This window comes from Pseudomonas sp. SH10-3B (assembly GCF_019891415.1).
In the GTDB taxonomy this organism is placed as follows: Bacteria; Pseudomonadota; Gammaproteobacteria; order Pseudomonadales; family Pseudomonadaceae; genus Aquipseudomonas.
This window is the reverse complement of record NZ_JAFLXD010000001.1, coordinates 105,134-118,831: the sequence shown is the minus strand read 5'-3', so window position 1 is coordinate 118,831 and position 13,698 is coordinate 105,134. Positions and strand designations below refer to the sequence as shown.

10 protein-coding genes are annotated in these 13,698 nt (G+C 61.5%); 4 read left to right on the top strand and 6 right to left on the bottom strand.

What is annotated here, in order from left to right; translation table 11 throughout:
• The 3 genes from ftsA to lpxC all read left to right on the top strand — a co-directional run bounded on the left by ftsA (position 1) and on the right by lpxC (position 3,550).
• Positions 1-1,263 carry a cell division protein FtsA gene (gene ftsA / locus J1G35_RS00555; RefSeq protein ID WP_027604757.1) on the top strand — a complete coding sequence of 421 codons (1,263 nt, stop codon included), beginning with the start codon at positions 1-3 and terminating at the stop codon, positions 1,261-1,263.
• A gap of 66 nt (positions 1,264-1,329) precedes the next feature.
• Positions 1,330-2,526, top strand: a complete 1,197-nt coding sequence (gene ftsZ, locus J1G35_RS00550; protein ID WP_053131424.1) for a cell division protein FtsZ — start codon at positions 1,330-1,332, stop codon at positions 2,524-2,526.
• Positions 2,527-2,638: 112 nt separating this feature from the next.
• Positions 2,639-3,550, top strand: coding sequence for a UDP-3-O-acyl-N-acetylglucosamine deacetylase (lpxC, locus tag J1G35_RS00545; protein WP_003171886.1), 912 nt, complete (start codon positions 2,639-2,641; stop codon positions 3,548-3,550).
• Between the two features lie 113 nt (positions 3,551-3,663).
• Here lpxC and J1G35_RS00540 read toward each other — a convergent pair whose 3' ends face one another.
• The 6 genes from J1G35_RS00540 to J1G35_RS00515 form a co-directional block, all read right to left on the bottom strand.
• A complete protein-coding gene (locus tag J1G35_RS00540) occupies positions 3,664-5,160 on the bottom strand; it encodes a sensor domain-containing diguanylate cyclase (RefSeq protein WP_223012927.1) in 1,497 nt (498 codons plus the stop codon).
• Between the two features lie 83 nt (positions 5,161-5,243).
• Positions 5,244-6,572: an OprD family porin gene (locus J1G35_RS00535; RefSeq protein ID WP_223012925.1), complete on the bottom strand. Its 1,329-nt coding sequence runs from the start codon at positions 6,570-6,572 to the stop codon at positions 5,244-5,246.
• Between the two features lie 285 nt (positions 6,573-6,857).
• Positions 6,858-8,222 carry a heavy metal sensor histidine kinase gene (locus tag J1G35_RS00530; RefSeq protein ID WP_223012923.1) on the bottom strand — a complete coding sequence of 455 codons (1,365 nt, stop codon included), beginning with the start codon at positions 8,220-8,222 and terminating at the stop codon, positions 6,858-6,860.
• Complete coding sequence (locus J1G35_RS00525) at positions 8,212-8,904, bottom strand: heavy metal response regulator transcription factor (protein WP_223012921.1); 693 nt, start codon at positions 8,902-8,904, stop codon at positions 8,212-8,214. Before J1G35_RS00525 ends, J1G35_RS00530 begins: the two co-directional genes overlap by 11 nt.
• 31 nt (positions 8,905-8,935) lie before the next feature.
• Entirely contained in the window at positions 8,936-12,031 is a 3,096-nt protein-coding gene (locus tag J1G35_RS00520; RefSeq protein WP_223012919.1) for a multidrug efflux RND transporter permease subunit, read from the bottom strand.
• Positions 12,028-13,194, bottom strand: a complete 1,167-nt coding sequence (locus tag J1G35_RS00515) for an efflux RND transporter periplasmic adaptor subunit (RefSeq protein WP_223012917.1) — start codon at positions 13,192-13,194, stop codon at positions 12,028-12,030. The genes J1G35_RS00520 and J1G35_RS00515 overlap by 4 nt, the downstream gene beginning before the upstream one ends.
• A 213-nt stretch (positions 13,195-13,407) precedes the next feature.
• Here J1G35_RS00515 and J1G35_RS00510 point away from each other — a divergent pair, with 213 nt between their 5' ends.
• Positions 13,408-13,641 carry a hypothetical protein gene (locus J1G35_RS00510; RefSeq protein ID WP_053131410.1) on the top strand — a complete coding sequence of 78 codons (234 nt, stop codon included), beginning with the start codon at positions 13,408-13,410 and terminating at the stop codon, positions 13,639-13,641.
• Positions 13,642-13,698 lie beyond the last annotated feature (57 nt).

Below are 13,698 nucleotides of genomic sequence, written 5' to 3'. Positions count from 1 at the left end.
ATGGCAAACGTGCAAAGCGGCAAAATGATCGTCGGTCTCGATATCGGCACCTCCAAGGTGGTGGCGCTGGTGGGTGAGGTCGGGGAAGACGGCACGATCGAAATCGTCGGTATTGGCACGCATCCGTCCCGGGGCCTGAAGAAGGGCGTGGTGGTCAACATCGAGTCCACCGTGCAATCGATCCAGCGCGCCATCGAAGAGGCGCAACTGATGGCCGGTTGCCGGATTCACTCGGCGTTCGTTGGCGTGGCGGGCAACCATATCCGCAGCCTGAACTCCCACGGCATCGTGGCGATCCGCGACCGTGAAGTCAGCGCGGCCGACCTTGAGCGCGTCCTCGACGCTGCCCAGGCCGTGGCGATCCCGGCTGACCAGCGCGTGCTGCACACCCTGCCGCAGGACTATGTGATCGATAACCAGGAAGGTGTTCGCGAGCCCCTGGGCATGTCGGGCGTGCGCCTGGAAGCCAAGGTCCACGTGGTGACCTGCGCCGTCAACGCTGCACAGAACATTGAAAAATGCGTGCGCCGCTGCGGTCTGGAAATCGACGACATCATTCTCGAGCAGCTTGCCTCCGCGTATTCGGTACTGACCGACGACGAAAAAGAACTGGGCGTGTGCCTGGTGGACATCGGCGGCGGCACCACCGATATCGCGATCTTCACCGAGGGTGCGATCCGTCACACCGCCGTGATCCCGATTGCCGGCGACCAGGTCACCAACGACATCGCCATGGCGCTGCGTACACCGACCCAGTACGCCGAAGAAATCAAGATCCGCTACGCCTGCGCCCTGGCCAAGCTGGCCGGTGCCGGTGAAACCATCAAGGTGCCAAGCGTGGGCGACCGTCCACCGCGTGAGCTGTCGCGCCAGGCCCTGGCCGAAGTGGTCGAGCCGCGCTACGACGAGCTGTTCACCCTGATCCAGGCTGAACTGCGTCGCAGCGGCTACGAAGATTTGATCCCGGCCGGCATCGTGCTGACCGGTGGCACCTCGAAGATGGAAGGCGCGGTCGAACTGGCCGAGGAAATCTTCCACATGCCGGTACGCCTGGGTGTTCCCCATGGCGTCAAAGGCCTGGGCGACGTGGTGCGCAACCCGATTTATTCCACCGGTGTGGGCTTGCTGTTGTACGGGCTGCAAAAGCAGACCGACGGCATTTCCCTGTCGGGCCCGAGCAACCGTGACAGCTACCGCAGCGACGACGAGGCCAAGGCGCCGTTGTTCGAGCGGTTGCAGGCTTGGGTTAAAGGCAATTTCTAAAGATTTACCGCAACACCGTTTCAAGTAGTAGGCGAAAAAACTAGAGAAAACGAAAGGAGAGGGAACATGTTCGAACTCGTAGACAACATCCCCGCCAGCCCGGTCATTAAAGTGATCGGTGTCGGCGGTGGCGGCGGCAACGCTGTCAACCATATGGTCAAGAGCAACATTGAAGGCGTTGAATTCATCTGCGCCAACACTGATGCCCAGGCGCTGAAAAGCATCGGCGCGCGGACCATCCTGCAATTGGGCACAGCCGTGACCAAGGGCCTCGGCGCTGGCGCCAATCCGGAAGTCGGCCGTCAAGCCGCCCTGGAAGACCGCGAGCGTATTGCTGAAGTGCTGCAGGGCACCAACATGGTGTTCATCACCACTGGCATGGGCGGCGGTACCGGTACCGGTGCTGCGCCAATCATTGCCGAAGTGGCCAAGGAAATGGGGATCCTGACGGTCGCAGTCGTGACCCGTCCGTTCCCGTTCGAAGGTCGCAAGCGTATGCAGATCGCCGACGAAGGCATCCGTCTGCTGTCTGAAAGCGTCGACTCGTTGATCACCATCCCCAACGAGAAGCTGCTGACCATCCTGGGCAAGGACGCGAGCCTGCTGTCCGCATTCGCCAAGGCTGACGATGTACTGGCCGGTGCCGTTCGCGGTATCTCCGACATCATCAAGCGCCCAGGCATGATCAACGTCGACTTTGCCGACGTACGTACTGTCATGAGCGAAATGGGCATGGCGATGATGGGCACTGGCTGCGCCAGCGGTCCGAACCGTGCACGCGAAGCCACCGAAGCGGCCATCCGCAACCCGTTGCTGGAAGACGTGAACCTGCAAGGCGCACGCGGCATCCTGGTGAACATCACCGCCGGTCCTGACCTGTCCCTGGGTGAGTACTCCGACGTGGGTAGCATCATCGAAGCCTTCGCTTCCGAGCACGCGATGGTCAAAGTCGGTACCGTTATCGATCCGGACATGCGCGACGAACTGCACGTGACCGTGGTTGCTACCGGCCTGGGCGCAAAAATCGAGAAGCCTGTGAAGGTCATCGACAATACCGTTCATACCAGCCACGCCAGCCAAGCGGCTGCCGCTCCAGCGCCTTCGCGCCAGGAACTGCCGTCGGTGAACTACCGTGACCTGGACCGTCCGACCGTGATGCGCAACCAGGCTCAGGCCGGTGCTGCGGCGTCCCGTAGCCCGAATCCGCAAGATGATCTGGACTACCTGGACATCCCGGCATTCCTGCGTCGTCAGGCCGATTAATGGAATGTATCAGGGCTATGAAGGTGATTGGTGTTCAGCAAAGGTCTGGTCTGCTATTATCGCCAGCCTTTGTTGATACCAGTTCGCAATTTGCGCTGAAGCGGTCCAAGCCATGATTAAACAACGCACCCTGAAGAATATTATTCGTGCCACAGGTGTAGGTCTGCACTCCGGGGAGAAGGTATACCTGACCCTCAAGCCTGCACCTGTCGACACCGGCATCGTGTTTGTGCGTGCCGACCTGGACCCTGTGGTGCAGATTCCTGCTCGCGCGGAAAATGTTGGCGAAACCACGATGTCGACCACGTTGGTCAACGGTGACGTCAAAGTGGACACGGTGGAGCACTTGCTCTCGGCCATGGCCGGTTTGGGCATCGATAACGCCTACGTCGAGCTCTCCGCGTCCGAAGTCCCGATCATGGATGGCAGCGCTGGACCCTTCGTATTCTTGATTCAATCTGCCGGCCTGGAAGAACAGGACGCAGCCAAGAAGTTCATACGCATTCTGCGGGAAGTGACAGTAGAAGACGGCGACAAGCGCGCCACCTTCGTCCCGTTCGAAGGCTTTAAAGTGAGCTTTGAGATCGATTTCGATCACCCGGTATTCCGTGACCGCACCCAAAGTGCAAGCGTGGATTTTTCCAGCACTTCGTTTGTAAAAGAAGTCAGCCGCGCCCGTACCTTTGGTTTCATGAGTGACATCGAGTACCTGCGCAAGCACAACCTCGCACTCGGCGGCAGCGTTGAAAACGCCATTGTGGTCGACGCGGATGGTGTACTGAACGAAGACGGCCTTCGCTATGAAGACGAATTCGTGAAGCACAAGATCCTCGATGCAATCGGTGACCTCTACCTGCTGGGCAATAGCCTGATAGGCGAGTTCAAAGGCTTCAAGTCGGGCCACGCCCTTAACAACCAGCTGCTGCGCAAGTTGATTGAGCAGACAGACGCTTGGGAAGTCGTGACCTTCGAAGATGCCAGCACCGCACCGATCTCTTACATGCGTCCCGTTGCGGCGGTGTAAGTAACAACTCTCTTTCTTTAGTTTTTAAAGGCTGCCTTCGGGTGGCCTTTTTTTATGCCTCGGGGCCAGACACTGCGAATGACGAGCGAACTCGCCACATGAGTCCGCTGGCCTCATGGCAACGTCGTGGCATCCACAATCCGATTGCGCCCGGTGTGCTTGGCCTCATACAACGCCTGGTCCGCACTGAGCAGCAATGCCTCAAGGGGCATGCGACTGCGTTTGTCCCACGTGCTCATGCCGATGCTCACGGTGATCGGCCGCTCATCCCCGGCCACCCGTGGCAAGTGTTCTACGCTGCTGCGGATATGCTCGGCAATGACCCAGGCGCCCTTGGTGTCCGTATGGGGCAGCACCACCGCGAACTCTTCGCCGCCATAACGCGCCGCGAGGTCAGCCGGGCGACGGATATTGGCGCCGATTACCTGCGCCACGGTGCGCAGTGCGGCGTCGCCGCCGTGATGGCCGTGGCGGTCGTTGAAGGCCTTGAAGTGATCCACGTCGATCATCAGCAAGGTCAGTGGTTCGACCGAGCGTTGCGCGCGGTCCCATTCAAGGCGCAGGCGTTCGTCGAGGATGCGGCGGTTGGGCAAGCCGGTCAGGGCGTCGGTGGCTGCCAGTTCTGACAGCACGCGCTCCGCGCGATAACGGCGCCGCAGTTCGCGGCGCAGCATCCAGGTCAGCCATAACAAACCGATACACAGGATGCCAGTGGCGCCACTGGTCAGCAGAGCGGCGCGTTTCCAAGGGGCGAATACATCTTGGCTGGACAGTGCCACCACCACAATCAGCGGTAGCTCACCCACATTGGTGAAGGTGTACAGGCGCTCCTTGCCGCTGATGGCGGAGATGGCCTGGAAGGTGCCACTGCCTTCACGCAGTATTCTCTTGAAGTTCGGTCGCTCGCTCAGGTCCTTGTCGATCATGTCGCTTTCGAGCAGCGGCTGTTGGGCTAATAAAAAGCCTTTGTTATTAAGCAGGTTGACGCTGCTGCCGTTGCCGATGGTCACGGTGTTGAACAACTGGTCGAAATACGCCAGGCGCATGGTCGCGACCGCAACGCCAGCAAACTCACCATTGGGCCCCGACACTCGTCGACTGAATGCCATGCGCCAGACCTGGTCGCAGTTGCAATGAATCTTGAACGGTCGGCTGATAAACAAGCCGGCCTGGGCGTCCTTGGCATGTACCTGGAAGTAATCGCGGTTGGCAAAATTGCGCGGGGTCGGCTGCAGGGTCGAAGAGTCGGCGATCACCGCGCCATTGGCATCCAACAACAGCACTTCACCTTTGAAAGGCGCGGCGGTGGACAGGTCAAACTGCACCAGGTGCTGGATATTCGCGGAAACCTGGGACAGGTCATCGCGTTGCCTGGCAGCAATCAACCCCTTGAGGGCCAGGTCGTAGAGTTCGACGTTGCGCAGCACGTCGGCATTGATCAACTGCGCAATATTGGTGGTTGAGCGCGTCGCGGCCTGCAGGGTGCTGGCGTGTTCGCGGATCAGCAACGCCGCGACGATGACCACGATCAGGGCGACAGTGAGGCCACTGCCCAGAATCAGTAATAGCTCTGGGCGTGCCGGTAAGCTTCGAACGCGGGGTGGACTCATCGGGCAAACTTCAGCGGGGCAGTACTGGCAGTTTAGTTCTACCCGATGAAAATTAAATACTCGGTCAAAAAGAAAGATCCGTGTCAGAACACGTTGATCGGGTAGTCGACGATCACCCGGTATTCATCCACATCCCGATCCACCGCCGAGTAGCCATTGCTGCCGCGATTGGTCGCCCATTGCAGGCGCACCGCCAAGTCCTTGGCCTTGCCACCTTGCACCACATACTTCAAATCGATATCCCGTTCCCAGTGCTTGGCGTCCTTGCCGTCAGCGCTGTACCAGGCGCTGTAGCCACGGCTTTGCGGGTCGACTTTGGTCAGATCGGTCTTACCGCTGATGTAGGACACCGCCGAGGTCAGGCCGGGCATGCCGAGGCCCGCGAAGTCGTAGGCGTACTTGAGCTTCCACGAGCGCTCGTTGGGGCCGTTGAAGTCCGAGTATTGCTGGGAGTTATCCAGGTACACGCTGTCGCCCTGGCTGATGTAGTCGAACGGCGTGTTGCCGTTGACCCGCTGGTACGCGGCGGTGACGCTGTGGTGACCCACGGCTACGGTGAAATGCAGGCTGTAGGTGTTGTTGTCGATATCACCGAGCAGCGACTGGCCGGTGTCCTGGGTGTGGTAGTAGTGCAGGCCGGGATTGAGGCTGACCAGGTCGTTCAGCGCGTACGTGTAGTCCAGGTCGTAGTAGTACTGGTGCCACACGTCCTTGAGTTCGGAGGCGTACAGGTTGCTGGTGACACCAGGGATGCCGCTGAACGACACGCCGGCCCAATTCATGTGCTGGCTGTCAGCGTTGCTCGGCAATGCGCCGTAGCTGGTGCCGATGCGTCGGTGGCCGCTCTGGTTGTAGAGCTTGGTGAAGCTGGCCTGGCCGCCTTCGAGCATCCAGCCGTCGAAGCTGTGGTTAGTCAGGCTCACACCCCGGAAGGTCTGCGGCAGCATGCGCGTCATGCCGCCAGCGATCACCGGGTTGTTGAGGAACAGGTCACCGGCCTTCAACTCGGTGTCGAAGGCGCGCATCTTCAAGGTGCCCCCTGCGGTGGAAAACGAACCGGGCGCTTTGCCGCTGCCGTCAGCATTGCCGTAGGGAAGGATGCTGGAACCGTCGGTGCCGCCACCGCCGTCGAGCTTGAGGCCGAGCATGGCGTGGGCGTCCAGGCCGAAGCCGACGGTGCCCTGGGTGTAGCCGGATTCGAAGGTGCCAATAAAGCCTTGGCCCCATTCCTTACTGTCATCGGTGTGGAGGTCGCGACGGTCGCGGTTCATGTAGTAGTTGCGGGTGTTGATGTTGAGGTGCGCGCCTTCGACGAATCCGTCGGCGGGGGTGGTGTCTGCCGCGTGGGCAAGGGGAACGATCGTTGCTGCAATCGCGAGGAATAACGGGGTGAACGTCAGCGAGTTCTTCACCGGTAGAGCTCCTTTGGTCAATCGAAAACGGCCAATGTCGTGGGGTGTGCCTGGCCTTTTTTACGGCAAAAAAAAGCCGCTGAAGTCAGCGGCTTTAAGACAGATTCCCAGTGTAGAGCCCTGGAAATAAGTCGAGGGAAATTCGGGTAAGCGGGCAGCTGCCTTTGCCGTCGCGCTCATCGATGCGTCAAAGTAACGCAGGCGAGCGGTGCGATACAGAGTGTAACAAGATAATGACTGTTGCCCAAATCGCAACAGTGATGGCGGCGCCCATGTGGGAGGTGTCTAGACCGGCAGGGTCATGCCAAAGGTATTGCCACTGCCGTCGCTGCGCACGAACACATCGCCGCCATGCATCAGCGCAATTGCCTTGACGATCGCCAGGCCCAAACCGTGGTTCGCCCCGCTGTTGCTGCGCGACGCGTCCACCCGATAGAAGCGTTCGAACAAGCGTGGCAGGTGTTCGCTGGCAATCACATCGCCTGGGTTGGTCACGCCGATGGCTACCTGATGCTCCAGCACATCAATGTTCACGTCGATCACCTGCCCGGGCGCGGTGTGCTGCACGGCATTGCTCAACAGATTGATCAGGGCGCGGCGCAGGTGGGCTTTTTCAATCTGCACCTGGGCGTCACCATGAACCTGCACCCGGACCTGGGCGTCTTCGAGGATAAAGTCCAGGTAGTCGAGGGTGGTGGCGACCTCGTCGGCCAGGGAGCTTTCGATCAGCTTGGTGGCCTTGCTGCCCTGGTCGGCGCTGGCGAGGAACAGCATGTCGTTGATGATCGAGCGCAGGCGCTCCAGTTCTTCGAGATTGGATTGCAGCACCTCGAAGTAATGCTCGGCTGAACGCCCGCGTGTCAGGGCAACCTGGGTCTGGCCGATCAGGTTGGTCAGCGGCGAGCGCAGTTCGTGGGCGACGTCGGCGTTGAACGACTCCAGGCGCGAGTAGGCCTGCTCCACGCGGTCGAGGGTGGCGTTGAACGAGTTGACGAACTGACTCAGCTCCGGTGGCAGTGGTGACAGTTGCAGGCGCCCGGAGAGCTTCGGCGGGGCCAGTTTCTGTGCCTCCTCCGACAGCTTGCTCAGCGGCTTGAGGCCGATGCGCGACACCCAGAAACCCAGCAGCGCGGCCAGCACTACGCCGACCAGCGCCAGGCTGACCAGCGCGACCAGCAAATGGTGCTGGGTGGCGCGGAAGTTTTCGGTGTCGATGGCGATCATGAAGCGCAGCGGCGGGCGTTGCTCCTTGGCCGGGAACTGGCTCACCAGCACTTTGAACGGGTAGGCGTGGCCGGGCAGGTGCAGGTCTCGCTTGCCCGTGGGACCCTCGGCAAAGGCCCGCAGCTGCGCGTCCGGGTTGCCATATTCATAGTCCGGGTCGCTGCTCACCACCCAGAAACGGATGCGTTTGTCTTCCTCCGCCAACAGTTTGAGCTTGGCCTTGATTTTCACCCAATGGTCCGGCGTACCGAAGCGGTTCACCGACGATTCGAGCACGCTGTAGCGCGCGTCCAACTCTGCCCCCGGCAACAAGCCCAGGCCGCGATCGACCTGCTGGTACAGCGCGCCGCCGATCAACAGGAAGATCAGCAAGGCCACCAGGGTGAACATGCCGCTCAGGCGCAGGGCGATGGAGTTAGCCGCCACTTTGGTTCTCCAGCATGCGGTTCTCCAGCACATAGCCCATGCCACGAATGGTGTGCAGCAGCTTGTGTTCGAACGGCCCGTCAAGCTTGGCGCGCAGGCGCTTGATCGCCACCTCGACGACGTTGGCGTCGCTGTCGAAATTGATGTCCCAGACCATTTCTGCAATCGAGGTCTTGGAGAGAATCTCGCCCTGGCGCCGCGCCAATACGCTGAGCAACGAGAACTCCTTGGCGGTGAGGTCCAGGCGCAGGCCGTTGCGGCTGGCTTTGCGGCTGATCAGGTCGATCCACAGGTCGGCGACCGTGACCTGCACCGGTTCATGGCCGCCGCTGCGGCGGGTCAGGGCTTGCAGGCGCGCCACCAGTTCCAGGAACGAAAACGGTTTGCCCAGGTAGTCGTCGGCGCCTTCGCGCAGGCCGCGAATGCGGTCTTCCACGCGCTCGCGGGCGGTGAGCATGATCACCGGCGTCTGCTTGCGCGCCCGCAACGCCCGCAGCACGCCAAAGCCATCGAGGCCGGGCAGCATCACGTCGAGCACGATCACCGCGTAATCGTTCTCCAGCGCCAGGTGCAGGCCCTCGACGCCGTCGCGCGCCACGTCGACGGTGTAGCCTTGCTCCGTCAGGCCACGGTGCAGGTAGTCGGCGGTTTTCTCTTCATCTTCAACAATCAGTACGCGCATGAGCGTTTTGCTCCAGGGCGGTGCCTTGGCCTCAGTGTGGGGTCGCCAGCTCAACCGCTGGTTTGGGCCGGTGGAAAAACTTTTCAAGGTACAAGTATATGACCGGCGTGGTGAACAGCGTCAGCGCCTGGCTCACCAGCAAGCCACCGACCACCGCGATCCCCAGCGGCTGGCGCATTTCCGCGCCAGGGCCGGCACCGAGCATCAGCGGCACCGCGCCGAGCAGGGCGGCGAGGGTGGTCATGATGATCGGGCGGAACCGTGTCACGCAGGCTTCGTAGATCGCATCCTCCGGTGACATACCCCTGACGCGCTGGGCTTCCAGGGCAAAGTCGATCATCAGGATGCCGTTCTTCTTCACGATCCCGATCAACAGCACCAGGCCGATCAGCGCCATGATCGAGAAGTCCTGGCCCATCAACGACAGCATGATCAGCGCGCCCAACCCCGCCGAGGGCAAGGTGGAGATAATCGTCAGCGGGTGCACGAAGCTCTCATACAGCACACCCAGAATGATGTAGACCGCCACCAGCGCCGCGAGGATCAGCCAGGGCTGGCTGGCCAGCGAACTCTGGAACGCCTGGGCCGCGCCCTGGAAATTGCCGATGATGGTGGTGGGCATGCCGATTTCATTCTTGGCCTGGTTGAGCATGATCACCGCGTCACCCAGCGCCACACCGGGTGCCAGGTTGAACGACAAGTTGGCGGCGGGGAACATGCCGTCATGGCTGATGGACAAGGGCCCCACGGTCGGTGGGTCGACCTTGGCCACTGCCGACAACGGCACCATCTCATTGGTCAGCGGCGAGCGTAGGTAGAAGTAGTTGAGGCTTTCGGCCTTGCCGCGCTGCTGGGTGTCCAGTTCCAGCACCACCTGGTACTGGTTGATCTCGGTCTGGAACTCATTGATCTGACGCTGGCCGAAGGCGTCGTACAGCGCCTGGTCGACATCGGTGGCGGTCAGGCCAAAGCGCGCGGCGGCCTGTCGGTCGATGCTGATATGGGTGATGCTGCCGCCCAGTTGCAGGTCGTTGGACAGGTCGCGAAACGCCGGGTTGGCGCGCAGTTTTTCGGTGAGGCGCTGGGTCCAGGTATTGAGCGTCGGGCCGTCGTTGCTCTTGAGCACGTACTGGTACTGGGCACGGCTGGGGCCGGAGCTGAGGTTGATGTCCTGGCCGGCGCGCAGGTACAGGACGATGCCCGGCACTTTCGCGAGCTTGGGCCGGATGCGGTCGATGAACTGGCTGGCGGACACGTCGCGATCACCGCGGTCTTTCAAGGCGATCCAGAAGCGGCCATTGGCGATGGTCTGGTTGCTGCCGGTCACCCCCACCGAATGGGAAAACGCCTGCACCGCCGGATCATCCTTGACGATCTCGGCCAGGGCCTTGTGCTTGGCGACCATGTCCGGGTACGACACGTCGGCCGCCGCTTCGCTGGTGCCGAGCACAAAACCGGTGTCCTGTACCGGAAAGAAGCCCTTGGGGATAAACACGTAGCCGACCACCGCCAGGGCCAGGGTCACCACGAAAATGGCGGCCATGGTGCGTTGATGGGCCAGCGCGCGACGCAGGTTGCGCGCATAGCTGGCGAGCAGGCGCTCGCTGAAGCCGGGTTTGTCGTGGGCGGGATGGGTCGGGGCGCGCATGAACAGCGCTGCCAATGTCGGCGCCAGGGTCAACGAGACCACCACCGAAATCAGGATGGTCGAGGTGGCCGTCAGCGCGAATTCCTTGAACAACCGTCCGACCACACCGCCCATGAACAGCAGCGGGATAAACGCCGCCACCAGCGAGAAGCTGATGGACACCACGGTAAAGCCAATCTCGCCGGCGCCCTTGATCGCCGCTTCGCGCTTGTCGAGCCCCGCTTCCAGATGGCGGTGAATGTTCTCCACCACCACGATGGCATCGTCGACCACAAAGCCCACGGCGATCACAATCGCCACCAGGGTCAGGTTGTTCAGGCTGAAGCCCATCAGGTACATCAGCGCAAAACTGGCGACCAGCGACACGCCGAGCACGCTGGACACAATCAGCGTCGCCGACAATTGGCGCAGGAACAGCGCCATCACCGCCACCACCAGCAGGATGGCGATCAGCAGGGTCACTTCCACTTCATGCAGGGACGCGCGGATGGTCTTGGTGCGGTCGGTCAATACGCTGACCTGCACCGAGGCCGGCAGCATGCCTTGCAGGCGTGGCAACTCGGCCTGGATGCGGTCCACCGTCTCGACAATGTTGGCGCCGGGCTGGCGCGAAATCACCAGGTTGACCCCCGGGGTGTCGCCGGACCAGGCCTGCACGTAGGCGTTTTCCGAACCGTTGATGACTTTGGCGATATCGCGCAGTTGCACCGGTGCGCCGTTCTTGTAGGACACGATCAACTGCGCATAGTCCTCCGGGTGAAACAGTTGGTCGTTGGTCGACAGCGTCGACACGCTGTTCTCGCCGTAGATCGCGCCCTTGGCCAGGTTGAGGCTCGATTGCTGGATGGCCAGGCGCACATCGGCCAGCGTCAGGCCGATGGCCGCGAGTTTGTCGGGGGAGGCCTGCACACGGATTGCCGGGCGCTGCTGGCCGGTGATATTGATCTGGCCGACGCCGTCGATCTGGCTGATCTGCCGCGCCAGCAGGGTTTCCACATAGTCGCTCAGCTCGGTACTGGGCATGCTGTCGGAGCTCACACTGAGGATGAGTACCGGGCTGTCCGCTGGATTGACCTTTTTCCAGGTCGGCAGGCTTGGCATATCGCTGGGCAGCTTGCCGGATGCGGTGTTGATCGCCGCCTGCACTTCCTGCGCGGCGGTGTCGATGCTCTTGTCGAGGGTGAATTGCAGGGTCAACAGGCTTGAGCCCAAGGCACTGCTGGAGGTCATCTGGGTCATGCCGGGGATGGCGCTGAACTGCACCTCCAGCGGCGTCGCCACCGAGGAGGCCATGGTGTCCGGGCTGGCGCCGGGCAGTTGTGCCGTGACTTGGATCGTCGGAAATTCCGCCTCCGGCAGTGGGGCGATGGCCAGGCGCGGGAAGGCAATGATCCCGAGCAGCACCAGGGCGAAGGTCAGCAGCAGGGTGGCGACCGGGTGGTCGACGCACCATGCCGAGGGTGAGCGGCTGCCGTTCATGGCTGCACCTTGGCGTCGACGGTCTGGATCACTTGCGGCGGCTCCTTGAGCACCTCCACCTGGGCACCGGCCTTGAGGCGCGACTGGCCGTCACTGACCAGCACATCGCCGGCCTGTACGCCCTTGATGATGTTGACGTCGCTGTCCTGGTACGTCACCTGCACCGGCACCACCTCCACTTTGTCGCCACTGACCCGGTACACGAAGTGCGAATCCAGGCCGCGTTGCACCACGGTGGGTGGCACCACCAAGGCATTTTTGTCGAGGGCGGTCTGGATCTTGATGGTCACCAGTTGCCCCGGCCACAGGCGTTGCGAGGCGTTGTCGAACTCGGCCTTGGCGCGCAGGGTGCCGGTGGTGGAACTGATCTGGTTATCGATCAGGTTCAGGTGGCCTTCGCCGAGCAAATCACCGGTCTGGCCATCGGTGTCGGCGCCCAAGTAGGCGTCGACGCTGGCCTGGGTGGGCGCGGCGATCAGGCCTTGCAGGGTCGGCAGCATCTGTTGCGGCAGAGAGAACTCAACGGCAATCGGGTCGATCTGGGTCACGGAGAACAGGCCCTGGGTATCGCTGGTGCGCAGGAAGTTGCCTTCATCCACATTGCGAATACCGACGCGGCCGCTGACGGGGGAGCGAATCCGGGTGTAGGAAAGCTGTACCTGGGCCGCGTCGATTGCAGCCTGGTTACCTTGGGCGGTGGCCTTGAGCTGGTTGACCAGGGCTTGTTGCTGGTCGTAGGTCTGCTTGGACACGCCGTCGTCGATGCTCAATTCCTTGTAGCGCTTGAGGTTGACCAGCGCCACCTGCAACTGCGCCTGGCTCTCGCCCAGTTGCGCCTTGGCCTGGTCGAGGCTGGCGCGGATCGAGCGGTCATCAATAGTGGCCAGCAGGTCGCCGGCCTTGACCCGTTGGCCTTCCTTCACCAGCAATTGGGTGAGAATGCCGTCGACTTGCGGACGAATGATCACGCTGTGCAGGGACAACACGGTGCCGATGCCGCTGACAAAGCGTGGAATGTCCTGCTGCGCGACGCTCACCACTCGCACCGGGACCGCGGTCGGCGCCGCCAGTTTGGCCTTGGCTGGCCGGGTCAGTGCCCAGGCCGCAATCGCTATTACCACGAGGACACCCACGATCAGGGCGGTTTTTCGTTGAATCTGCATGGGTGAGGCGCCGAGGCAAAGGATGGGGAGAGTGAGTGGTCTTTATAGCCCTCCTACCCGGTCAGCACGGTGACGGCTAACTGACAGCGCTGTCAGTAAACTCTGACCATTCGTACGGGTGGTGGTTAAAGATCTGAAGCTCGCAGGTATACTGCGTGCCAGTGTGGCCCGCAATCCGGCCTCGCATCATTTTTTGCACGTTCCGGAGCTTTCATGACTTCCCCGACACAACCCCCTGTTGAAGCGACCGACATCGTTGATCCGGCCAGCGCTGAAGGCGTTGAAAAAGCCGAGATCCCGGCGTTCAAGTTTCCGTTCAAGCCGGGTGAGCTGGCAGGGGCCAAGAATGCGGCCCAGCCGTGGTACAAAAACGGCGCCAAGAACGGCCATACCAAGTCGCCAGGCATGGCCCCGCCGGGTACTCGGCGTTCGATGGGTAAACGCTGAGGTTTATAAGCCTAAGGCCGTATCGATTATGGCCTACAGTTTCTGCTGAAATTTCTG

Excerpts from the sequence above, each read along its gene's own strand:
- ftsA (WP_027604757.1), top strand. The coding sequence starts at position 1 with ATGGCAAACGTGCAAAGCGGCAAAATGATCGTCGGTCTCGATATCGGC.
- ftsZ (WP_053131424.1), top strand. The coding sequence starts at position 1,330 with ATGTTCGAACTCGTAGACAACATCCCCGCCAGCCCGGTCATTAAAGTG.
- lpxC (WP_003171886.1), top strand. The coding sequence starts at position 2,639 with ATGATTAAACAACGCACCCTGAAGAATATTATTCGTGCCACAGGTGTA.
- J1G35_RS00540 (WP_223012927.1), bottom strand. The coding sequence starts at position 5,160 with ATGAGTCCACCCCGCGTTCGAAGCTTACCGGCACGCCCAGAGCTATTA.
- J1G35_RS00525 (WP_223012921.1), bottom strand. The coding sequence starts at position 8,904 with ATGCGCGTACTGATTGTTGAAGATGAAGAGAAAACCGCCGACTACCTG.
- J1G35_RS00520 (WP_223012919.1), bottom strand. The coding sequence starts at position 12,031 with ATGAACGGCAGCCGCTCACCCTCGGCATGGTGCGTCGACCACCCGGTC.
- J1G35_RS00515 (WP_223012917.1), bottom strand. The coding sequence starts at position 13,194 with ATGCAGATTCAACGAAAAACCGCCCTGATCGTGGGTGTCCTCGTGGTA.
- J1G35_RS00510 (WP_053131410.1), top strand. The coding sequence starts at position 13,408 with ATGACTTCCCCGACACAACCCCCTGTTGAAGCGACCGACATCGTTGAT.